Source organism: Methanoculleus sp. 10 (genome assembly GCF_913757945.1).
Lineage (GTDB): Archaea > Halobacteriota > Methanomicrobia > Methanomicrobiales > Methanoculleaceae > Methanoculleus.
This window is the reverse complement of the sequence record NZ_CAJYDP010000008.1, coordinates 97,070-116,504: the sequence shown is the minus strand read 5'-3', so window position 1 is coordinate 116,504 and position 19,435 is coordinate 97,070. Positions and strand designations below refer to the sequence as shown.

The following is a 19,435-nucleotide window of genomic DNA, read 5'->3' as shown; positions in this document are numbered from 1 at the left end:
CATTAATTTCTATGCAATTACTCGTCAGTCCGAGCAGCATTGAGGAGGCAAGAAGCTCGCTTTCCGCTGACATTATCGATGTAAAGAAACCCTCCGAGGGCTCCCTTGGGGCGAATTTTCCCTGGATCATCCGGGAGATCAAGACCCTCGCCGGCAACAAGCCTGTCAGTGCTGCAATCGGAGACAATGAGTATAAGCCAGGGACTGCGGCTCTCTCGGCCTACGGCGCCGCCCACGCAGGTGCTGATTTTATCAAGGTCGGCCTGATGTTCGACGGCACCGACCGTGCCCGCGAGGTCATCGGGGCGGTGACCACGGCGGTGAAGCAGGAGTTTCCCGGGAAACACGTCGTCATCGCCGCCTACGCCGATTTTCAGAGGATGGGCACGATCTCCCCGTTCGCCATCAGTCCGCTGGTCGCGGATGCCGGGGCAGACGCCGCCATGATCGACACCGGCATAAAGGATGGGAAGAGCCTCTTTGAGTTCATGGATGAGGAGGCGCTGACCCGGTTCACCGAACAGAACCGGGATCTCGGGCTGCAGACGGCCCTTGCCGGTTCGCTGAAGTTCGAGGATCTGGATGCCTTAAAGCGCATCAATCCCGAGATCATCGGCGTCCGGGGGATGGTCTGCGGGGGCGATCGATCCGCCACGATCAGGGCCGAGCTGGTCGAAAAAGCAATGATGATGCTCAGGTGACGTATGTATATCGAGAAGATGCAGATGGAGACAACGTTTACGTTTGACGATGTGCTGCTTGAGCCCGCCGAATCCTGGGTCGAGCCCGACGAGGCCGACGTCAGGTCGCGGTTCTCGCGCAACATCTCCCTGAATATCCCCCTCGTGAGCGCCGCCATGGATACGGTGACCGAGTCGGGGATGGCGATAACGATGGCCCGGGAGGGTGGCATCGGGGTCATCCACCGGAATATGCCGCCGGACCGCGAGGTCGCGGAGGTCCGGATCGTCAAACAGGCCGAGGACCTCATCGAGCGCGAGGTCGTGGCGGTCGGCCCGGATTCCACGGTCACCGATGTGGAACGGGTCATGAAGCAGTACGGTATCGGGGGTGTGCCCGTCGTCGAGGAGGGCAGGGTGATCGGGATCGTCAGCCGCAGGGATATCAGGGCGATCCTGCCGAAGCGCGGCGAGGCGAAGATCACGGAGTACATGACGAGGAAACTGATCACGGCGTCCGAAGACGTCACGGCCGAGAGTGCGCTTGAGACCATGTATGCAAACAAGGTCGAACGTCTTCCGGTCGTGGACGGAGAGGGATGCCTCGTCGGCATCATCACGATGCGGGACATCCTCGAGAAACGGCAGTATCCCCGCGCGAACCGCGATGCGAACGGGAAACTCAGGGTCGCCGCCGCGGTGGGGCCCTTCGACTTCAACCGGGCCATGCTGCTTGTCGAGGCGGGCGTCGACGCCCTGGTGGTGGACTGCGCTCACGGCCACAACATGAACGTCGTAAACGCGGTCAGGGAGATCAAGGCGAGCGTCGCCGTCGATGTCGTGGCGGGAAACATCGCGACAAAGCAGGCGGCGAGAGCCCTGGTCGACTCCGTCGACGGGCTGAAGGTGGGCATCGGGCCGGGCTCCATCTGCACAACGAGGATCGTCGCGGGTGTGGGCGTGCCGCAGGTCTCTGCGATAGCAAACGTCGCCGAGGTGGCGCACGGGGCCGGCGTGCCGGTGATCGCCGACGGGGGTATCCGCTACTCGGGGGATATCGCGAAGGCGATCGCCGCGGGCGCGGACAGCATCATGGCGGGCAGCCTCTTTGCCGGCACCGACGAAGCGCCGGGGAGGATTACGACGATCAAGGGCCGGCGTTACAAGCAGTACCGGGGGATGGGATCACTCGGTGTCATGAGCGGCGGGGAGTCAAGCGACCGCTACTTCCAGAAGAAGGAGATCGGGAGGACCAAGTTCGTCCCCGAGGGTGTCGAGGGGGTCACCCCCTACGTCGGCCGGGTCTCGGACGTCATCTACCAGCTCGTCGGCGGCCTGAAGTCCGCGATGGGCTACACGGGGTCAAAGACGATAGGTGACCTGAAGAAGAACGGCAGGTTCCTCAGGATCACGCCCGCCGGCTACGGCGAGAGCCACCCGCACAATATCATGATCACCGACGAGGCGCCGAACTACCGCCTCCTTGAATAATCTTTTTATATTCAAATCACTAACGATTAGTAAACATGCTTGAGGGGGATGAGGTTTCCCGTCTCCTTGATATCCTGGGAAACCGGAACAGGCGGCGAATAATAGAACTGCTGAGGCAGAAACCGTGTTTTGTGACCGAGATCTCCGAGCGCCTGGTGCTCAGTCCGAAAGCGGTGATAGAACACCTGCAGATGATGGAGCGCGAGGAACTCCTCATCTCGTGCCAGGACGAGCGCAGGCGAAAGTATTACTACCTCTCGCATGACATCAATGTCATCGTAAACCTGCAGAAGCAGGACGGAATTACGCTTCCCTCCGTTGAAGAGGACCAGAGAGCAAGGTTTACGAGGAACCTCTCGGCGCTCAGGAGGATGATCCTGGCTCGCGACGAGCTCCTGGACAACCTCGAACAACTGGAGCGGGAGATCGAATCGAGGTTCGCCGAGGTCGTGCGCATGAGGGGGGGGTTCACCACCGACGACGGGGATCTGGAGATCGTCCTCGCCCTCTCCCACGCCGACCTGACGCTCGCGGAACTCGAGGAAGTGAGCAGCCTGTCCACGGATGAGCTGAAACAGAGACTGGGCAGCCTCATGTATATGGGGGTTGTCGAGCGGATCAACGATCGATACCAGATACGTGGTACACATGGCGAGTAACCCATACGACGAGATGTTTAAGAATATCGCGCGGCTGATGGAGAAGATCCTGGGCGAGATGCCTCTCCAGGACCCGAAGATCATCGGGTTCACCATCATCAGCGGGGTTCCCGAGGGGGCGCCCTACCTCGACCCGTCCGGGGACGGGGATGAAGAGGCCGGGTTTGAGGTGGTCGAGGGGGACGACTGCATCTACATCACCGCAGCGGTGGACGCCCGGGCACAGGGCGCCCCCTACGTCACGTTCCAGAGGGAGTCCGTGACCCTCTGCACCGGGGGCGACGAGGAGACGGTCATCGATCTCGACTGCGAGATCGACGTCCCGCACAGTTTCTACAACGTGCAGCACGGCGTCATCGATGCCGTCTGCCGTAAGAAGAGCACCCCGGGCGAGAGAGTCCGGCCCTGAACCAGCAGGCCGGATGCGCGGCCCGGCCTCTTCTCTTTTATACCCGGCGAGACGGTTTCGCGCGACGCCAGAACCGGGGCTGGCAACACCGAAAGACCGGTCTTCATGAAGGAACGTCGATAGTGCATCGATTCGCAGCTGCCAGCACTATCAACAGAGGAGAGTATTGATCTTTTTTCTCGCTGCCCGGGAACTTGCATTCCCGGGGATGGCTTTTCCCGGATATACGCCGGGGCGGGGCTTTCAGGGAGGAACGTACGGGGCACCCCGCCGGGGGGGGGAAACCTCCATACAGGGGAAACCACCCCCGGGGAGGGTTCCCCCTCCCGGCCCCCACCCCCGTGGCGATACCCACCACGGTCCAGTGCACGGGGAGATCCAGGGCAAAGAGCCGGATTTTGGCTAACTCCTGAACCTCATCCCCCCTCCGGGAAACCGGCATCAGCACCATCCCTGGCACGGCCTTCCCCGGGTATCGCCATGACTGCCCCGCCCCCGGGAGGGGCGGGAGAGGAGCGCGCAGCACGGGCGGGGTAGGGGGTGCCAGAGAAGCGTATGGGTATGCCACCCGGGTGAAGCGCGGGCGGGGTGCGGGGTGCCGGAGAGGGACATACGAGTATCCGTCAGAGAGGAACATACGGGTACCCACCCGTGGGGCGACACCCCACCGTCCACCGTCCGGGGAGATCCCGGGGTCGAACCGGGTCAGGACTCGCACTCCCCTCCCCAGGAAACCAGCGCGAAGACCGCTCCCGGGGCACGGCTCACCCCGGCTATACGCCCGGGCACTGTCCCCGCTCCTACTGAGGAGGGGGAGGAGGCTGAAGGCGGTCAGGTGGGAGGACGGAGAGGAGCACTATGGGTGGGATGGGATGAAGGCCAGATATGGTCTGTTCGTCTGGAATCGGTGCAACAGCCTGGCTCCTCCGTGGCCAGACTCAAAACGCCAGCGAAGTACCGGGGCGTCAAGCCCGGAGAACATCAAAAAGGAGACGGGGCGAGGCCTCCCGCCGGAGCGGGTCACCCCTGGTACTCGTCAAGAGCCAGCTGGTACATCCAGTCAAGGAGGAGCGCGCACTCTTCCGGGATGCATTCCTGGTCGCAGCCGATGCACGGGAGGATCTCCCCTCCTGCAAGGATGACGCAGGGGTCGATCGCCCGTTTCTTCGCCCGCAAAAGGTACGTCTTGATGCCGTCGCTGCGGAACTCGACGCGCTCGATCAACCCGGCATCCAGCAGCCGCTTCACGATCCTTGAGCACTTCCTGCTGTCAATCTCGAGGAGTTTCCAGAGCTCGCTCTGGAGGACCCCCTGGCGATGGGATTGGATAACCTTGAGTGCTTCTTCCTCCTGGTCGGACATGGCTATCAGAGCAGGGGTGCAATGGTCAGGATATTATTGCCTCGTATGACGACGGTCCCGAGGGTGCGGCCCCTCTGATCACCGGTATACTCGGTGGTCTCGTCCATATGCAGGTTCAGGTGTTCGTCCACCGCAACGAGCCGACCCTGGAGTTTCCTGCCGTCATCTTTGATCTCAACGACGATTTTCGAGTCAACGAGTGAAAAAACCTTCTTTACGGGGAGTACAATGCCGTTAACCATCTGTTCTTATATGGTTATATTCACGCATTAAAGTTTCTGCCGGGTGGCCGGCCCCCCGATCGCCGCCGTACGGAGTTTCGGGTGTACCCCCTCCGCAGTACTTCACTCATTTTTGACGTTCAACATCGAGCAATGCAGCCTCGTGCGACGACGTAACATGGAGTGAGCAGCACCCGGACACCGGACTTCGCGGCTTCGCGGCTCTTCGCGAGAGGCCGTATTGCTATCCGCATCAAGTAGCTCACGCGAAGTCGCGGAAGTTCGCGAAGCTCGGTAGATGGGTTGCAACTCCCCATCAAGGCTTCGCGCCCTTCGTGTGAGGCTCTATTGTTATCCCCATCCACTGGTGCAACGATTCTCAATTGCCGGCACTCTCAACAGAGGAGATCCTCGATCGTGTTACACACTGACCGGCGGTTTGCATCCCGGGAGACGGCTTGTCCCGGGTATCCCCACACACTGCCCCCCCTCCGGGGGGCGGGGGCTTTGAGGAGGAACGCATGGGCACCCGCCTGCGGAAGGGGAAACCCCTCCCCGGTCCCCTCCCCATGGCGATAGCCACCACGGTCCACTGCACGGGGAGATCCGGAAGATGAGCCGGACACGGCTTCCCACCGGGTATCGCCATGACTGCCCTCGCCCCGGGAGGGGCGGGGAGGAGGCCGAAGGCCGGGCGGAGTGGGGGTGCCGGAGAAGAACGTATGAGTTCACACCTGCGGGAAGGGGAAACCCCTCCCGGCCCCTCCCCATGGCGATATCCCCACGGTCTACTCCACGGGGAGATCCGGAGGAGAACCGGATAGGGCTTTGTCGCCACGCACTGCCCCGTCCCGGGTGGGGGCGGGCGGACGGGGGGGGGGTGCCGGAAAAGCGTATGGGTATGCCACCTGGGCGCAGCGCGGGCGGGGTGGGGGACAGAGGGGAGCGCTCTGTGGCGGATGGGGCAAAGGCCAGATATGGTCTGTTCATCTGGAATCGATGCACCAGCTCGCGCGTTGCCGCGGAAGTTCGGGAAGGGGCGTCGATGGTTTGACCTCCTGAGGACTGTCTCAAACAGGTGAGCGAAGGACTGCCTCCGGCACGCGATCGGTCGGCTCTTCAGGGATGTGAAGGTCTCTTCCGCCCCGCCCGGGACACCGGCATGCCGCGCCTCCTGAAGGCCGCTGATGCCTTCGCGTGAGGCCCCCCCGGCCCCGAGCACCGAAAATGAGGGTGCGCCCTATCCCTCCCGCAGATCGTCCGCACGCAAAAACAATCACGCCGGTGCTTCCGGGTCAGGAACGATCTCCCGCTCCGGGTCGAGCAGGACGTCGTGCGGGAGCCCGACGAGCGCGACGGCCGCGAGCGCCCCGATGACGCCCCGGCCCCCGTGGAGATGGGCCCCGAACCGTTCGGCGGTCGCCTCCGCCGCTCCCCGGGTGAGCACCGCCTCTCTCGCGCTCCTCCCGTAGGCCCGCAGATCGTCCGGTACCCGGAACCCCTGCCGGACGGCGATCCCCCACTCCGCCGACGCCGCTTCGTCGGCGACGAACCGCACGGCGGACTCCTCGACCCTTGAGACCAGGGCGGGCTCCACCGCAAGTTCGATGTAACTGCAGGAGTTCCCCGCGGTCCGGCCCTCGAGCCGCGGGTTGAGCATCGCCACCCGGTGGCCGATCGGCATGACGCCGTCCAGTTCTGCAAGGTGCTGGAGGAGGGCGAGGGCGAGGGCGAACGTCGCGCCCTCGGTCCCGGTATCGGTGTCGTCGATACCGATGGCGACGTAGGCAAGCGCCCGGGTGATCACCTCGCCCTCGACCACTGCCCCTTCGCGGCGGACGATGACCTCGCAGACGCCCTCGGCAAAGGACATCATATCGGTGAGCGAGTAGGCCGGGCCCCCGATACACCTGATGTGCTGGTGGATGTAGTCGCCCTCGTGAAAGACGCCGGCGATCCCGACCGCCGGCGCCGGGTCGAGCCCGACGGCGACGTCCCGCCGCCCGAGGACCGCCCGTTCCCGGAGCAGGGTCCCGTCCCGGCGGACCGATTGCAGGGCGCCGCCGGCACGGGCATGGTGGAACTCGCAGAATGCGGCGCACCCGCCGCTCATGCACTCGTGGTAGATCTCGACCTCGCCGCCGTCGACGGTGGTGAAGACCCGCCGGCAGGCGCTCTCCGGCATCACGCTGCTTGCCGCGTAGCGGGCGGCGTGCCGGCCCCGCTGCTCCTCCGTGAGGAGGACGCACCCCTCCTCGATGAGGCGGTTCACCCAGTCCTGAACGGTGCTCCGGGGGGTATCGAAGGCCTCCGCGATATCGGCCACCGTGAAAGAGCCTCTCTCGAGCGTCACCTGACGCATCAGCCGCAGGTACTGTTTTCTCCGTTCAAGAACCCTTGACATGCCTGCTCTGGATGTAGAGGAGATCACCGATCACGGCGCTGGCGGTCTCGGCGGAGCCCGCGCCTTTTCCGATGAACGTGAGGTCCCCGGCGAGGTCCGCCTCCACGGTGACGGCGTTGAGCGTTCCTTCGACGACGAGCGGATGGATTTTCGGGATGATCCGCGGCGATACCCGGAGCACCCCGGCACCCGGGATGATCTCGCCGATCAGCCGGATGGTGCAGTCCTGGTCCTCCGCAAGCTGCAGGGCCTCGGGCGAGAGGAGGGTGATCCCCGTCCTCTCCACGTCGTCGAGCGTCGTATGCAGGTCAAGGAGGGCGTTTGCGAGGATGACCAGTTTAACGCCTGCGTCGATCCCCTCGACGTCGTAGGTCGGGTCCGCCTCGGCATACCCGAGGTCCCGGGCCTCGGCAAGGGCCTGCTCGTAGGTGAGGCCCTCTGCGGCCATCCGGGTGAGGATGTAGTTGCAGGTGCCGTTGAAGACCCCATACAGCCGTGAGATGGTGTTCCCGGCAAGCCCTTCCTGCATTGCATGGATGAGCGGGATAGCGCCGCAGACCGTCGCCTCGTACTTCAGGAGGACGCCGTTTGCCTCCGCAAGAGCCCGGAGTTCGGGGTAGGCGAGGGCGATCGGGCCTTTGTTTGACGTGACGACGTGCCTGCCCCGCCGGAGGGCTTCCCGGATGTGGCCCAGCGCCGGTTCGCCGGTCTCCACGTTCGTCGGGGTCACCTCGACGAGGACGTCGTACTCCGCCTTCGCCACGACGTCCCCCGGGCTGACGCCCGCATTGCCGCAGGGGCCGCCGTTCTCTTTCTGGGCGAGCGCCGCCGCAAGATCGATCCCGCCGGCGTCGATGATGCCGCTCCTCGAGTCGGCAAGACCGGTGACGGTGATATCGAGGTCTTTTGCAAGGAGAGCCCGGGCGATCCCCCGGCCGACGGAGCCGAACCCGAGGATGGCGATCCGCATCATGCGTCCTCCAGGGGCTCGATGATGAGGAGATCCTTCTGTTTCGCGACGGCGCGGAGGATCCGTATCGCTCTCTTCATCTCCGCCCGGGTGGTCGAACGGATGGTGATGCGGGCCGACGAGGGGGCGTCGATCGCCGGCATAACGAGCGAGAGTTCCGTCACCTCGGCCGAACCGGTCCTGTCGATCTGGTCGACGGTGTCGGAGAGGTCCGTGTGCATCAGGTGCCCGATCATGATCAGCGTGCACTCGTAGAGGAGCCGCTCCTCGCCGATGCGCACGACGCTGACGCCCTGCTCGCGGAAGAGTTCGAGGAGGTTAGGAAGGCGCCCTTCCGGCAGTTCCAGGACGATCTGGACGTCCAGCGCTTCTGCGGGTGTCGAGGTCTCTCTCTGGTGAATGACCGCTATGATGTTTCCCCCGACGGCCGAGATCGGTTTGAGGGCCGCGACCAGCTGTCCCGGCTGGTCCTTCATCTCGAGCTTCATGGATACCTGCAAAAAAACCACCTGCTGAATGGTTGACCGGCCGGGAAGATAAGCCTTATACCTTCGGGCGAGGGAGACGCCGTAAAAAGAGCGGGGATGAGCGGTGCCGGTTACCGCACCGACCCGGGCGCCCCGGTGACGATCGTGAGGGCCCGGGCAAACTCCGGGAGGATCTCGGCGGGGATGCCCATGACGAGTTCGTTGTCTTCGATGCCGGAGAACCGGCGCGAGCCGTCGCAGCCGAGAGAGTAGTTGATCCTGCCGGTGAGGTAGGGCTGCGCGGTCGCGTCCGCACAGACCGACTGGATCCCCGACATCGTGGACTCTATCCGCCCGCCGAGCTGGTAGAGCGTGGCCTGCGCGAGTTTCAGCATCGCCCGCGGTTCGGCGACGATGATGACGACGTGCGGGTCAAACGGCGTCTTCTCAAGCGGCGCGTAGACCGTCGCGTAGGTCTCGAGCTCCGGGACGTGGGGCACCTGCTGGATCGTCCGCATGCAGGCGGCCCAGCTCTCGAACTTGCCGAGCTTGTAGTAGAACTCCCCCGTACGGAGGCTTTTCGTGAGCTCCTTCAGCCCGAGGGCCCAGCCGCCCCCCATGCAGACGTGTTTGTCGGCGGTCGCGTAGAAGATCGCACCATCGAGCCTGGCTTTGCTGACCATCTGGCAGTGGCGGACCGTCTCTTCGATCGGTTTGACCCCTTCGGGGATGCCTTCGGGGCTCTTTGCAAGTTTCACCGCGACCGGCGACCCCCGGAGGTTGAGGGTCGTCTTGAGCGTCTCTGCAATCTCTGCGTAAGAGAGTTTCGTGCGCATCTGATCTTCCATGATCGTGCTCCTGTGGAGATAATCCTCCCCGCCCCCCATAAAATCTCGGTTTGAGGTATCAGAGGTTGCGGAGTTTATGGTTCACCTTCTCAAAGAAGGGTTTTCCGGTAGAGACGAAGAGGGCGGGCTCGTCCGCCTTCTTCACCGTGATCGTGGCCTCTCGTTCGAGCTCGAACGTGCTCTGCCCGTCAATGACGAGGTGCGCCGGTTTCTCGGTCTCAAGGGTGATCTCGAGGTTCCTCCCGGTGCTGATGATGTGAGGGCGCGACGAGAGCATGTAGGGCGCGAGCGGCACGAGGAGGAACCCCTCGATCAGCGGGTCGACGATCGGCCCTCCCGCGCTCATGGCGTAGGCGGTCGACCCGGTCGGGGTGGATATGAGCAGGCCGTCGGCCCTGAATCGTTCCGCCGGCGTCCCATCGACGTAGACGCCGAACCGGAGCATCTTCGCCGGCCGGTCGGTGACGATGACCGCCTCGTTGAGGGCGTCGCCAAGCCATCTCCCGTCGACGGAGAGGCTGACCCGGAGCCGCCGCTCGACCGGGAACGTGGTCTTATTGGCGGCGAAGAACGCACGGGCTTCGTCGGGCTCCAGGTCCGCGAGGAACCCCACCTCGCCCCAGTTGACCCCAAGGACCGGGACCTGCTTCCTCATCTGGTGGACGGTGAGGAGGACCGATCCGTCGCCGCCGACGACCACGACGAGGTCGCCCGTGATCTCCTCAAACGGGACGCCCTCCTTCCCGAGGTGCCTTGCCGTGCCCTCCTCGAAGGCGACGTCGTGCCCGAGGGCTTCGAGGTCCCGGGCGAGGTCTCCGGTGTAGCGGAGCGCATCCGCATCGTCGATACGCGATACCAGCACGATCTTCATATCCAGACTACCTCAGGTACTCGATGACTTTGTTGTGCAGGATCCCGTTCGTGGCGACCAGGCTCCGCCCGACCGATACCTCGTCCGGGAAGACGAGGGTGTTCCCCTCGAGGTCCGAGACGGTGCCGCCGGCCTCTTCGCAGACCAGCATCCCCGCCGCCGCGTCCGTGACGCGGAGCGTCCCCCGCACGTCGATGAACCCGTCGATACGGCCGCACCCGACGTAGCAGAGTTCGAGCGCCGATGCGCCGAGGAGGCGCCACCGCCGGATCTGCCGGTTGATCCCGAGCACGCGGGTCGGGTCGAACTTCCGGCCGTAGACGCTCATGGCGCTCTCCTGGAGGAGCGATCGCCCCGAGACCTGGATGGGGCGCCCGTCGAGGAAAGCGCCCTGCCCCCGGACGGCATGGAACGTCTCGCCTGTGGCAAGGTTCCGGACGTATCCCGCCTGGACGATACCGCCTTCCGCGTAGGCTATGGAGAGTGCGTAGAAGGGGATCCCGGCGACGGCGTTGTAGGTGCCGTCGACCGGGTCGAGGAAGATGGTGCCTTTCTCCCCGCCCATGTCGGCACACCCGAGCTCCTCGCTGATCAGGCGCCGGCAGAATGGGTTGCGCGTGAAGTAGTCGACGACGATATCCTCTGCAACCTGGTCTATCAGTTTCGTGGGCGTGCCGTCCGCGCCGATCCTCACGCACCTCCCTGCTTCGGGCGTTCCGACCATGCCGGCCACTGCATCGGAAACAGCTCCGGCCAGGTCGTCGCACGCCCGGATAAACTCCATCAAAGACTCTTTGCGCCTCCTCTCGTTCTACGGTGTATTTATGTACTGCAATCCAGATACATTAATCACGCGTTTGTTGAGTAGTGAGACAATATGAAGGAACAGACAGAAGTTGGAAAACTCAAAGAGGGGCGCTACGTCGTCGTTGATGAAGAGCCTTGCAGGATTGTCTCCATCGCCATATCCAAGCCCGGAAAACACGGGGCGGCCAAGTCACGGATCGACTGCATCGGGATCTTTGACGGTGTCAAGCGCTCGATCGTCCAGCCGGTCTCGGCAAAGACCTACGTCCCGGTGGTGGAGCGAAAGATTGCGCAGGTCATATCGATCGCCGGCGCAACCGTCCAGCTCATGGACGTCAAGGACTTTGAGATGTTCGAGCTCACCGTGACCGATGAGCAGGCCGGCGATCTCGAACCGGGCAAGGAGATCGCCTACATAACATCCCTGGGCAAGAAGAAACTTGAGTGACGTATTCTGGCTCTCGAAGACGGGCATGCACGACCTTGCCCATCTCCACTTTGCGGATGCGGATGCGTCCTACGAGGACGCCCGCTACGCCATGTTCGGCGTGCCCTACGATGCCACGACGTCGTTTAAGCCCGGTGCGCGGTTTGGTCCCCGGGCGATCCGGGAACTCTCGTTCAACTTCGAGCCCTACGACCCCTCGACCGGGGTAGACTTTTGTGAGGTGCCGGTCGCGGACCTCGGCGATCTCTCGGTCCTGCGGCTGCCGGAGGACCTGGTCGGCCAGGTGGCCGACGTTACCGGGGACATCGTCCGCGACGGCAAGGTGCCGGTGATGCTCGGGGGCGAGCACACCGCGACGATCGGGGCGGTCAGGGCCGTCCGCCCGGAGGTCTACGTCGTCTGCGACGCGCACCTGGACCTCCGCGACGAGCTTGACGGGACGGCCTACAGCCACGGGTGCGTCACCCGGCGCGTCCTTGATACGGTCGGGGATGTCGTGATCATCGGCGCCCGGAGCGGTGATTCCGAGCAGTTCGAGGTTGCGGCGGAGAGGACGCGGCTCTATACCGCCGATACGGTGCGCGAGCTGGGGATCGCCGCCGTCCTCCGGGAGGTGCTCGGGGAGTTTGGCGGGAGGAGGATCTACCTCTCGATCGACGCCGACGCGATCGACTGCTGTCTCACCCCGGGCCTCGGGACGCCCGAGCCGTTCGGGCTGACGCCGCTTGATATCCGGGAGGTCGTGCGGACCCTCGCGCCGCACGCCGCCGGGTTCGATTACGTCGAGGTCGCCCCGTTTGATGCCGGGCAGACGGCGGCGGTGGCGGCGCAGGTGGTGCGGGAGTTCATCGCGCGGCATTGGGTTGCCGGGCGGTGAAGGGCCGGGCTCGTTTTCCGGCGCTCTGTTTTGCCGCTGGTTCACGCGAAGCAGTGGATATCTATCATGTATCGCCGTGATCGAGGGTAACTCCGGGGCAGGGGCAAACCAGGATTTACCCGGATGGAGGCGCTGCTCTTTCCCGACGAAATGGGATCACGGCCTCCATCGCCAGGTCACCACGAGTTTTACCCACCCGGCACCTGTGAACCCGCGGCCGGAGAACTACTCTCCCCGGATCACGGCTTCCTCGGTCACTGTGATCTCCTCGCCCCCGCCGACGATCCGGTAGTTCCCGGCGGTCATCACATCATAGGGGTTGTCGAGCGTGGAGTAGGGGGGGATGAACCTTCCGTTCTCGCTCTCCTGCCGGTAGACGAACTCCCGCCCGGTCTTCGTGACGACCGTGACCTCGATAGCGCCTTCTCCCGGGATAACGGCGCCTTTTACATATTCAAAGATCTTCACGTTCGTCACCGCATCGGGTGAGGACTCATAGATGAACCGGTAGTGCCGGAGCGCCGGGATGGTCGCCGGCGGCGTACGGATGTCGCTCCCGAAGACCGCGGCCCGGGGTAAGTGTCGGCTGCCGCGCGGGCCCCGGCCGGGGACAGTGTCCGGTTATCGACCAGTCTCGCGTAGCCGGTTTCAGGAATGGAGGCGGTGTCGTACTCGACGTAGAGGGCCTCCGACGGCACCACCATCGTCCCGTCGAAGGCCTGCAACCGCAGTACCATGGTGCGGTAGTAGGCCTCTTTGTAGAACGACTCGATGCTGTAGGTATTCTCTCTCCCCGGCACCGAGACGAGGAGCCCGGCCGCGTAGGGGTCGACCCCTGCCGTCGTGTTCCGCCAGTAGGCAATGTTCGGGAAGCTCCCGGCAGCCATGCTGCCGTCGGTGATGATGTAGCGGGAGCCGGCCCCGGTTAGGGCTGCATTCGCCTCCGACGTAGCGAGGAAGAATCCGGCGGCCCCATCGACATGGTCCTGGAAGGGGTTGGTGTTCGGGATCCGTTGCGCGATGAACGTGATCCCACCAGGACATGATGCCGTAGGACTCTGCCGGATATCGGAAGCCGTCCCGGCCGTAGATTGCGTAGTAGTCCACACCGGAGTCAGGGGTGTGAGTGTTCATCCACTCGAGAGCGTCGCGCCAGTCGTCATCGAGCGCAACGTAGGCGACGTCGCGCCAGGCATAGCCGAAGTTTGCAGCGGCCGATGCTCCGGCGAGGGTTCCGGTGAGGAGGACGGCCAGGGCAACGGCGGTGATCTCCGGCAGGGGAAATGTTTTCCCCTTCCCCGGTGCCCTGAGGGCTGCGACTGTCTTTTCGAGCCCGTAACCGAGCGCCCATGCGGCGAAGACCGCCGCAAGGAGCGCGAGGTTCACGGCGAGGTAATACTCGAACCGCAGGTGCTGGATGGTTGCGATGAGGACGACGATTGACCAGATGATGGTAAAGAGGAATTCAGGCCGGTTCTCGCGCCGGGAGCGGAGGGCGAGGATGACCTCTTCCTCAATCCTGCCCTGCAACTAGAGCGCCACCGGTGCCCCCTGTGCTGCGGTGACATCGACGATGTGGGTGAACTTCTGCTGCAGGTCGGGGTCCTGTTCACCTCGACATGGCAGGAGGCCCCACCCAATCAGGGCGAGGTAGTTCACTCCCTGCCTCTTTGCCCACGTTCCATGAGCGCCGCACAATCATCGAGGTCGAGAGAGATCCCCTCCCCTTCGGCCCTGCGCGAGAACGACCGCGCAACGACGCAGAAGTACTCGCTCCGCCGGTCGTTGTGCCAGGAGACGAGGGGTGCTTTCCGCCGCAGCCCCGCAACGACCTCCGCGGCATCGACCCCGTCCTGCCATTTACACTCGCAGAACAGGATCCGGTACGGGTTCTCAGCGAGACAGACGATATCGATCTCCTCCCCGCGATGCCACCAGCTCCCAATCCTGGTGAATACGAACGGCAGGAAACCATCTCCGTTGATATGATCGAAGAGATCCATCACCATCTCCTCGAAGTGCTTTCCGACATACCGCGCGAATTGCGGCCGTACGTACTGGTCCACAACCAGCGGGGCATTGCCGCGCTCGAGCATATCAAGATGTGGATTGACGAACGAGAACCAGAAGTCGAAGAGGTTGTCTGAGAGGAAGTAGAGCCCCTTTCTGCTCCTGGAACCTTCGGTCACGGGGATGCGCCGGTGCACCAGCTTCAGGTCGATAAGGATCGAGAGATACTTGTTGACGACACTCTTGGAAAGGCCGGTATCGTTGCAGATGAGGCCGATCCGGTGGTTTCCTCCTGCAAGAGAGAAGAGGATGGAGAAGTAGTATCTCGGTTCGACAAGTTCGGCCCTGAGCACGAACTCCACATCCCTGAAGAGAAACGAATCTTCTCTCATCACCTTCTCCTCGATGTTCTTCAGGATGTCCCCTTCCGGATCGACGGCCATGATGTATGCCGGTGTCCCTCCGAAGACCGCGTAGAACTCGACCGCCTTCCTGACGTCCCCGATATAGTCGAGGACGTGGATGAACCGGAGGGGTTGCAGGAGGATCTGCCCCGTCCTCCTGCCAAAAAGAGGGCTTCCATACTCCATGGTTGCCGACTCCATCATCGATATGCTCGATCCCGACAGGATGAGAAATATCCGGGTCTCTTTCAGGCGCCTGTCCCAGTATTCCTGAAGCATCGAAGGGAGGGAGGGATCCTCCTTGATCAGGTAGGGAAATTCGTCGATGGCGATCACGACACGATCGGCCGCGTGCTGGATAAGATACTCGAAAAAGCTGTCCCAGTCAGAAAAACCGTTTTTCTGAAGAAACGGATCTTTGAAATAGGCGCTCAGGTCTGCAGAAAATCTCCGGAGCTGCAGGTGTTTCGACTCTTCCCGTGCGACGAGATGTATTCCTGTGACGGTGCGGAGGAACTGGTCGATCAGTTCACTTTTTCCGACCCGCCGCCGGCCATAGAGCACGACAAATTCTGCACCGTCGCTCCTGTACCGCTCATGGAGGTGGGAGAGTTCCCGGCCCCGGTTGAGGAAGACACTCATAAGTAATATACTATGGAGTGTACTATTTAGAGTTTCGGAAGAAGGTGCTGGTGCCGGTTCGGGAGAGATCGGGGCGAGCAAAATGCTTGTCCTCACAAGAAAGGGAGTTCTTTCACCTGACCGGCCCGGCGGCGAGGTTCAACGATCACGACATCGGGGTGTTGTGCCGGATGCGACGTTCCTATGGGACGGAGCACGAGAAGGCTGAGTGCCTTCGCTGTGCGACCGGCCACAGGGCAGGAGCACCGCCGGGGTGCGGCTATATCTGCCAGGTTCTGAACCCTGGCCGGCCCCGCCGGTGACGATGGGGCGCATGAATAAGACTATACCGGCGGCCGATTTAGCGCTTTCTGAATTGAACAGGGGTATCAGATCAGTCTTTGTTCCGGCATGGGCCCGGGATATATCGACACTCTCCACGGGCTAAAGCCTGGGGATTCTTGCTTCACCGACCGGGACTTGCACCGCCGGGCCTGGTGGTGTAGCGATCCCAATCTCCACAAGCGTGAACTACCCCCCGCTTGCGCGAGCGGGCTTCCCGGCTATCATCCCCCTCCCCACCGGGAGCGGGTCCACAGGCTCTCCGGCGCTGATCCGTCGCCTTGCAAGTGCGAATTGTTTGATATTGGTCGCGGCGTTCAGGTCCCGGTCGTGGGTCGTCCCGCAGTCCGGGCACGTCCATTCCCGGCCCTTCAGCGTCAGATCGGCCTTCTGGTAGCCGCAGAACGAGCAGGTCTTTGAGGACGGTTCGAAGACCCCGATCGTCAGCAGGGTCTTCCCCGCCTCCTGACACCAAGTGAAGAAGGGGCGCCGCTCTCACCTCCCCCCGTGCGGAGGGAGCCCTCTCGCTCATGCCTCGCGAGCCCCGCAGAGGTAGAACCATCACTATGCTCACGTCGGTCGCTTTCATGCGCCAGACTCTGAAACTTCGGCTTCCTCCGACATCCCCGACCGGACGCCACCGCCCCGCAATACTGCAAGGGCATCTCCACAAATTCACAGACTCCCGACCCCGGGACGCCCGAGCCGTTCGGGCTGACGCCGCTCGATATCCGGACCCTCGCGCCGCACGCCGTCGGGTTCGACTATGTCGAGGTCGCCCCGTTTGATGCCGGGCAGACGGCGGCGCGGGAGTTCATCGCGCGGCATTGGGTCGCGGAGCGGTGAAGGGCCGGGCTCGTTTTCCGGCGCTCTGTTTTACCGCCGGGGTTTAAGGAGTGCAGGAGAGCCACGGGTTTTAGCCCGTGGAGGGTGTCGGACATGATACTCCTCCCTCGAAACGCCGGACCCGGTATCGGCACTATGTTTATCGTAGTACGGCGATCCAGGCAGAGAGAGTGCTCGTCAGGTTGAAAGGGCGGTCAAAAAAGATGACAAAACTCTCTGCGCCCGAGGAGTATACCCTGAAACTGGCCGAAGAGGATCTTGAAGAGTTATACTGAAAAAGGCCAGCCTCTCCTGCCGGCTCTCCTCGCGGCCGGGCTCCAATTCCATACGGCTCCCTCCGGACACGTGATCTCCTGGAGCAGTAATCATTATAGCCGTATATCCACAACTACTCTGATGTATGCCGTCGGTCAAGCGGCCGATCGTCCACGAGTTCGCGGCAAAGGCACGAGAGGCGTGCGGAGACGCAATAGAAGAGATCATACTCTTTGGCTCTGTGGCCCGGGGAGATGATCGGCCGGACTCAGATATCGATATCCTTGTGGTTACGCCCAAAGAGGACTAACGCCCTCGCGAATACCTCACCGGACTTGCTTTTGATCTGCTGATGCAGACGGGTGAGCGGCTCTCGGTCAAGGTACTCTCGCGGGCCGATGTTGCGGCGCACCGGCAGTATCCCTTCATCAGGCATGTTCTCCGGGACGGCGTGGCGGTTTAATATTGGCATAAGATAACTTTACTATTCTCGTTCCTGCTTTCTCTTACGGTGGCCAAACACGATGCCCCCTCGAAATATCGGACCCGGTATCGCCACTACATTTATTGTATCAAACCACACACATCTCAACTAATTCGAGGTGAATGTCATGTTAGTCGAGTTCAAAATATTCTACTACGATAAGGGATGGACCGCTCGTGCTACAGATCACGGCATCGTCACCCAGGGAGAAACTATCGGCGAACTTGTCGATAATATCATAGAAGCAACAGAACTCTACTTCGAAGACGAGATCGGACCAGGAGAACAGATCACGATCACCGTTACAACCGAACCTGTACCCGACTTCATCCTTGAACTCGACGAGATCGACGCCGAACCACTTACTCAACATCTTGAATTGACATTCAAAGTTGATCGCAATGTCAAGGCGACCGGTTGTTAGTGGATTCAAGATCGTTAAATTCCTCGAATCTCTCGGGTACACATACCTTCGACAAACAGGAAGCCACGTTCAAATGGTTATCCAGAAGGATGACAAGAAATTTCATGTTGTCGTTCCCCTGCACAACGAACTAAGAGTAGGAACACTATATTCAATACTCGACGAGGTTTCAAAAGCAACTGAAATCCCTCGGAACGAATTGATCGACGCAATAAGATAATCCCCCCTTTCGTATGAAAATGCCCCCCCCTTTTTCATCCGGTATGCATGTGGCCCTGTGGGCATCATGTGGTTTTTAACGGGTAGTGCTCCAGCGTATACCAGGTAATCGTTCACCCACCCCCTTCATCTCCCGTCGCACTCTTCCAATAGCGGCGCGAGATCCCCCGGCCGTCACTCCGGGAGGAGGCGGTCCCGGAGCATCGCCCGGACCAGGTCACGGTACCGGTTGACAACCGGGAGGCCATCCTGCAACACCCCGTAGACTTCGTCCAGGTTCAGCCGGCAGTAGAGGTGGATCAGGACGTTCCGAAAGCCCGCGAGGTCGGAGAGCCGGACCCCGAGGTCTTCCGGGATAAGCCCCTTGTCACAGAGAATTGCAAAACTCTCCCGGTAGGTCTCGGGCCGCCGGGAGCTGGAGGCCGCGATAAGGTGGTTCGCGATATCGATCGATGCCTGGATGCTGACGAGGAGCGCGTGCAGCACCATATTCCGTTTGTCCCGGTCGGCCCTCAGTTCGGCGAGGGTAATGGCCCGGTAGCGCTCCCAGTCCCCGGCTGCCTCGTCCAGTTCCCGGAGGTGATCGAGGATCCCTTCATCATGGACCATTGTCAGGCCCTCGTGAGCAGAACCCGGTCAAACCACTCAAGCGTCTCCGCATAGTCGAGGTACAGGGAGAGCACGTCCGCCTCGTACCTGACCCTCCTCCCCCGGTCGCGGGAGAACACGAGCCGGCCGCTCTTGATGACCTCGTATTGGAGGGAGATGGGGGCGGTGTTGAGGACCTTCACGTCAGCCTCAAAGCGGTAGAAAAACCCCCGCTCGAGCTCCCGCTCGACCCGCCGCGCGAACCGCATCGCCTGGTACGGGGCGGGTTCTCCGTTGATGAGGATCGCCACGTCCACGTCGCCGAAATCCCCCTGAGAGAACGAGCCGAAGACATACCCCACCTCGACCTCGTCAAATCCGGCGAGGACCGTACGGATGGTGTGGAGCACCTCCTCTTTCTCTTCTTCTCCCAGCAGGTGGCGCCGTCTCATACCGTCGTATATCTCCCCGCATCACATATCATCCTTTCCCGCTCAACCAGCAGACCCTCCCCTTCCCGCCGCGGAGGGCTTCCCCGATCGGCCGGCTCGCGGCGGCGCTCACCGGGAGGTTGGCGCTCCCGCTGACGGGTGCCCACGCGGGTGGATTTGAGCCGGCAGGAGAGGTTGGCGACGCGGCCTCACGCGGAATGCGGCGGGCCGGAGCATGTGCGCCGAACGTGCGAGCGGATGTTTTCTCACCCGATAAGGGTGTATTGGGATAACCTT

At 62.4% G+C, this 19,435-nt stretch carries 26 protein-coding genes and 1 pseudogene; 10 read left to right on the top strand and 17 right to left on the bottom strand.

Features of this window, described 5'->3' with window-relative positions; all coding sequences use genetic code 11:
- Positions 1 to 11 precede the first annotated feature (11 nt).
- The 4 genes from QZ408_RS10675 to QZ408_RS10660 are packed head-to-tail and all read left to right on the top strand — an operon-like array spanning position 12 to position 3,239.
- On the top strand, positions 12 to 701 hold the full coding sequence (locus QZ408_RS10675; protein ID WP_292491448.1) for a (5-formylfuran-3-yl)methyl phosphate synthase: 690 nt from the start codon (positions 12 to 14) through the stop codon (positions 699 to 701).
- 3 nt (positions 702 to 704) lie between these two features.
- On the top strand, positions 705 to 2,171 hold the full coding sequence (gene guaB / locus QZ408_RS10670) for an IMP dehydrogenase (RefSeq protein ID WP_292491446.1): 1,467 nt from the start codon (positions 705 to 707) through the stop codon (positions 2,169 to 2,171).
- A gap of 35 nt (positions 2,172 to 2,206) precedes the next feature.
- Positions 2,207 to 2,830, top strand: a complete 624-nt coding sequence (locus QZ408_RS10665; protein WP_292491445.1) for an ArsR family transcriptional regulator — start codon at positions 2,207 to 2,209, stop codon at positions 2,828 to 2,830.
- On the top strand, positions 2,820 to 3,239 hold the full coding sequence (locus tag QZ408_RS10660; RefSeq protein WP_292491444.1) for a hypothetical protein: 420 nt from the start codon (positions 2,820 to 2,822) through the stop codon (positions 3,237 to 3,239). The genes QZ408_RS10665 and QZ408_RS10660 overlap by 11 nt, the downstream gene beginning before the upstream one ends.
- Positions 3,240 to 4,259: 1,020 nt before the next feature.
- Here QZ408_RS10660 and QZ408_RS10655 read toward each other — a convergent pair.
- The 9 genes from QZ408_RS10655 to QZ408_RS10615 all read right to left on the bottom strand — a co-directional run bounded on the left by QZ408_RS10655 (position 4,260) and on the right by QZ408_RS10615 (position 11,166).
- Complete coding sequence (locus QZ408_RS10655; RefSeq protein ID WP_292491443.1) at positions 4,260 to 4,601, bottom strand: Lrp/AsnC family transcriptional regulator; 342 nt, start codon at positions 4,599 to 4,601, stop codon at positions 4,260 to 4,262.
- A gap of 5 nt (positions 4,602 to 4,606) precedes the next feature.
- Positions 4,607 to 4,843 (bottom strand): LSM domain-containing protein, encoded by a 237-nt coding sequence (locus tag QZ408_RS10650; RefSeq protein WP_292491441.1) that lies wholly within the window; start codon positions 4,841 to 4,843, stop codon positions 4,607 to 4,609.
- A 119-nt stretch (positions 4,844 to 4,962) separates the two neighbouring features.
- Positions 4,963 to 5,088, bottom strand: coding sequence for a hypothetical protein (locus tag QZ408_RS10645; protein ID WP_292491438.1), 126 nt, complete (start codon positions 5,086 to 5,088; stop codon positions 4,963 to 4,965).
- A gap of 1,010 nt (positions 5,089 to 6,098) precedes the next feature.
- Positions 6,099 to 7,226, bottom strand: coding sequence for a helix-turn-helix domain-containing protein (locus QZ408_RS10640; protein ID WP_292491436.1), 1,128 nt, complete (start codon positions 7,224 to 7,226; stop codon positions 6,099 to 6,101).
- On the bottom strand, positions 7,210 to 8,196 hold the full coding sequence (locus tag QZ408_RS10635) for a homoserine dehydrogenase (protein WP_292491554.1): 987 nt from the start codon (positions 8,194 to 8,196) through the stop codon (positions 7,210 to 7,212). The genes QZ408_RS10640 and QZ408_RS10635 overlap by 17 nt, the downstream gene beginning before the upstream one ends.
- Positions 8,196 to 8,684, bottom strand: coding sequence for an amino acid-binding protein (locus tag QZ408_RS10630; RefSeq protein WP_292491434.1), 489 nt, complete (start codon positions 8,682 to 8,684; stop codon positions 8,196 to 8,198). Before QZ408_RS10630 ends, QZ408_RS10635 begins: the two co-directional genes overlap by 1 nt.
- Positions 8,685 to 8,794: 110 nt before the next feature.
- Positions 8,795 to 9,511 carry a DUF169 domain-containing protein gene (locus tag QZ408_RS10625; protein ID WP_292491433.1) on the bottom strand — a complete coding sequence of 239 codons (717 nt, stop codon included), beginning with the start codon at positions 9,509 to 9,511 and terminating at the stop codon, positions 8,795 to 8,797.
- Between the two features lie 58 nt (positions 9,512 to 9,569).
- Positions 9,570 to 10,382: an NAD(+)/NADH kinase gene (locus QZ408_RS10620; protein ID WP_292491431.1), complete on the bottom strand. Its 813-nt coding sequence runs from the start codon at positions 10,380 to 10,382 to the stop codon at positions 9,570 to 9,572.
- Positions 10,383 to 10,389: 7 nt separating this feature from the next.
- Entirely contained in the window at positions 10,390 to 11,166 is a 777-nt protein-coding gene (locus QZ408_RS10615; protein ID WP_292491430.1) for a bifunctional fructose-bisphosphatase/inositol-phosphate phosphatase, read from the bottom strand.
- A 93-nt stretch (positions 11,167 to 11,259) separates the two neighbouring features.
- On the opposite strand from QZ408_RS10615, the gene QZ408_RS10610 reads away from it, so the two are divergent.
- Positions 11,260 to 11,637, top strand: coding sequence for a translation initiation factor IF-5A (locus QZ408_RS10610; RefSeq protein ID WP_292491428.1), 378 nt, complete (start codon positions 11,260 to 11,262; stop codon positions 11,635 to 11,637).
- Positions 11,630 to 12,514 carry an agmatinase gene (speB, locus tag QZ408_RS10605; protein ID WP_365996003.1) on the top strand — a complete coding sequence of 295 codons (885 nt, stop codon included), beginning with the start codon at positions 11,630 to 11,632 and terminating at the stop codon, positions 12,512 to 12,514. Before QZ408_RS10610 ends, speB begins: the two co-directional genes overlap by 8 nt.
- Before the next feature lie 225 nt (positions 12,515 to 12,739).
- Here speB and QZ408_RS10600 read toward each other — a convergent pair whose 3' ends face one another.
- Both QZ408_RS10600 and QZ408_RS10595 read right to left on the bottom strand, forming a co-directional pair.
- Positions 12,740 to 12,982, bottom strand: a complete 243-nt coding sequence (locus QZ408_RS10600; protein ID WP_292491426.1) for a hypothetical protein — start codon at positions 12,980 to 12,982, stop codon at positions 12,740 to 12,742.
- A gap of 5 nt (positions 12,983 to 12,987) precedes the next feature.
- Positions 12,988 to 13,623 (bottom strand): hypothetical protein, encoded by a 636-nt coding sequence (locus tag QZ408_RS10595; RefSeq protein WP_292491424.1) that lies wholly within the window; start codon positions 13,621 to 13,623, stop codon positions 12,988 to 12,990.
- A gap of 13 nt (positions 13,624 to 13,636) precedes the next feature.
- Here QZ408_RS10595 and QZ408_RS10590 point away from each other — a divergent pair, with 13 nt between their 5' ends.
- On the top strand, positions 13,637 to 13,957 hold the full coding sequence (locus QZ408_RS10590; RefSeq protein ID WP_292491423.1) for a hypothetical protein: 321 nt from the start codon (positions 13,637 to 13,639) through the stop codon (positions 13,955 to 13,957).
- Between the two features lie 87 nt (positions 13,958 to 14,044).
- On the opposite strand, the gene QZ408_RS10585 is transcribed toward QZ408_RS10590, so the two are convergent.
- From QZ408_RS10585 to QZ408_RS10570, 4 genes and pseudogenes are all read right to left on the bottom strand, one after another.
- On the bottom strand, positions 14,045 to 14,173 hold the full coding sequence (locus QZ408_RS10585) for a hypothetical protein (RefSeq protein ID WP_292491421.1): 129 nt from the start codon (positions 14,171 to 14,173) through the stop codon (positions 14,045 to 14,047).
- Entirely contained in the window at positions 14,170 to 15,570 is a 1,401-nt protein-coding gene (locus QZ408_RS10580; RefSeq protein WP_292491419.1) for an ATP-binding protein, read from the bottom strand. Before QZ408_RS10580 ends, QZ408_RS10585 begins: the two co-directional genes overlap by 4 nt.
- A gap of 510 nt (positions 15,571 to 16,080) precedes the next feature.
- A pseudogene (locus QZ408_RS10575) lies at positions 16,081 to 16,350 on the bottom strand (zinc ribbon domain-containing protein); the annotation flags it as partial.
- Between the two features lie 216 nt (positions 16,351 to 16,566).
- Positions 16,567 to 16,719, bottom strand: coding sequence for a hypothetical protein (locus tag QZ408_RS10570; protein ID WP_292491418.1), 153 nt, complete (start codon positions 16,717 to 16,719; stop codon positions 16,567 to 16,569).
- Positions 16,720 to 17,137: 418 nt separating this feature from the next.
- Between QZ408_RS10570 and QZ408_RS10565 the strand changes: the two genes are divergently transcribed.
- The 3 genes from QZ408_RS10565 (at position 17,138) to QZ408_RS14925 (ending at position 18,120) form a co-directional block, all read left to right on the top strand.
- A complete protein-coding gene (locus QZ408_RS10565; protein ID WP_292491416.1) occupies positions 17,138 to 17,302 on the top strand; it encodes a nucleotidyltransferase domain-containing protein in 165 nt (54 codons plus the stop codon).
- Positions 17,303 to 17,603: 301 nt separating this feature from the next.
- A complete protein-coding gene (locus QZ408_RS10560; RefSeq protein ID WP_292491414.1) occupies positions 17,604 to 17,900 on the top strand; it encodes a hypothetical protein in 297 nt (98 codons plus the stop codon).
- Positions 17,878 to 18,120: a type II toxin-antitoxin system HicA family toxin gene (locus QZ408_RS14925; protein WP_365995999.1), complete on the top strand. Its 243-nt coding sequence runs from the start codon at positions 17,878 to 17,880 to the stop codon at positions 18,118 to 18,120. The genes QZ408_RS10560 and QZ408_RS14925 overlap by 23 nt, the downstream gene beginning before the upstream one ends.
- Before the next feature lie 173 nt (positions 18,121 to 18,293).
- Here the strand turns inward: QZ408_RS14925 and QZ408_RS10555 are convergent, their stop codons facing one another.
- On the bottom strand, positions 18,294 to 18,728 hold the full coding sequence (locus QZ408_RS10555) for a DUF86 domain-containing protein (protein ID WP_292491412.1): 435 nt from the start codon (positions 18,726 to 18,728) through the stop codon (positions 18,294 to 18,296).
- 2 nt (positions 18,729 to 18,730) lie between these two features.
- On the bottom strand, positions 18,731 to 19,159 hold the full coding sequence (locus tag QZ408_RS10550) for a nucleotidyltransferase domain-containing protein (protein ID WP_292491411.1): 429 nt from the start codon (positions 19,157 to 19,159) through the stop codon (positions 18,731 to 18,733).
- Positions 19,160 to 19,435: the final 276 nt, after the last annotated feature.

What these genes read in the sequence shown, in the direction of transcription:
- QZ408_RS10565 (WP_292491416.1), top strand. Translation starts at nt 17,138, where the DNA reads ATGCCGTCGGTCAAGCGGCCGATCGTCCACGAGTTCGCGGCAAAGGCA.
- QZ408_RS10660 (WP_292491444.1), top strand. Translation starts at nt 2,820, where the DNA reads ATGGCGAGTAACCCATACGACGAGATGTTTAAGAATATCGCGCGGCTG.
- QZ408_RS10610 (WP_292491428.1), top strand. Translation starts at nt 11,260, where the DNA reads ATGAAGGAACAGACAGAAGTTGGAAAACTCAAAGAGGGGCGCTACGTC.
- QZ408_RS10655 (WP_292491443.1), bottom strand. Translation starts at nt 4,601, where the DNA reads ATGTCCGACCAGGAGGAAGAAGCACTCAAGGTTATCCAATCCCATCGC.
- QZ408_RS10640 (WP_292491436.1), bottom strand. Translation starts at nt 7,226, where the DNA reads ATGTCAAGGGTTCTTGAACGGAGAAAACAGTACCTGCGGCTGATGCGT.
- QZ408_RS10625 (WP_292491433.1), bottom strand. Translation starts at nt 9,511, where the DNA reads ATGGAAGATCAGATGCGCACGAAACTCTCTTACGCAGAGATTGCAGAG.
- QZ408_RS10580 (WP_292491419.1), bottom strand. Translation starts at nt 15,570, where the DNA reads ATGAGTGTCTTCCTCAACCGGGGCCGGGAACTCTCCCACCTCCATGAG.
- QZ408_RS10630 (WP_292491434.1), bottom strand. Translation starts at nt 8,684, where the DNA reads ATGAAGCTCGAGATGAAGGACCAGCCGGGACAGCTGGTCGCGGCCCTC.
- QZ408_RS10675 (WP_292491448.1), top strand. Translation starts at nt 12, where the DNA reads ATGCAATTACTCGTCAGTCCGAGCAGCATTGAGGAGGCAAGAAGCTCG.
- QZ408_RS10555 (WP_292491412.1), bottom strand. Translation starts at nt 18,728, where the DNA reads ATGGTCCATGATGAAGGGATCCTCGATCACCTCCGGGAACTGGACGAG.
- guaB (WP_292491446.1), top strand. Translation starts at nt 705, where the DNA reads ATGTATATCGAGAAGATGCAGATGGAGACAACGTTTACGTTTGACGAT.
- QZ408_RS10650 (WP_292491441.1), bottom strand. Translation starts at nt 4,843, where the DNA reads ATGGTTAACGGCATTGTACTCCCCGTAAAGAAGGTTTTTTCACTCGTT.
- QZ408_RS10550 (WP_292491411.1), bottom strand. Translation starts at nt 19,159, where the DNA reads ATGAGACGGCGCCACCTGCTGGGAGAAGAAGAGAAAGAGGAGGTGCTC.
- QZ408_RS10620 (WP_292491431.1), bottom strand. Translation starts at nt 10,382, where the DNA reads ATGAAGATCGTGCTGGTATCGCGTATCGACGATGCGGATGCGCTCCGC.
- QZ408_RS10635 (WP_292491554.1), bottom strand. Translation starts at nt 8,196, where the DNA reads ATGCGGATCGCCATCCTCGGGTTCGGCTCCGTCGGCCGGGGGATCGCC.
- QZ408_RS10665 (WP_292491445.1), top strand. Translation starts at nt 2,207, where the DNA reads ATGCTTGAGGGGGATGAGGTTTCCCGTCTCCTTGATATCCTGGGAAAC.
- QZ408_RS10560 (WP_292491414.1), top strand. Translation starts at nt 17,604, where the DNA reads ATGTTAGTCGAGTTCAAAATATTCTACTACGATAAGGGATGGACCGCT.
- QZ408_RS10615 (WP_292491430.1), bottom strand. Translation starts at nt 11,166, where the DNA reads ATGGAGTTTATCCGGGCGTGCGACGACCTGGCCGGAGCTGTTTCCGAT.
- QZ408_RS14925 (WP_365995999.1), top strand. Translation starts at nt 17,878, where the DNA reads ATGTCAAGGCGACCGGTTGTTAGTGGATTCAAGATCGTTAAATTCCTC.
- QZ408_RS10570 (WP_292491418.1), bottom strand. Translation starts at nt 16,719, where the DNA reads ATGCCGCGCGATGAACTCCCGCGCCGCCGTCTGCCCGGCATCAAACGG.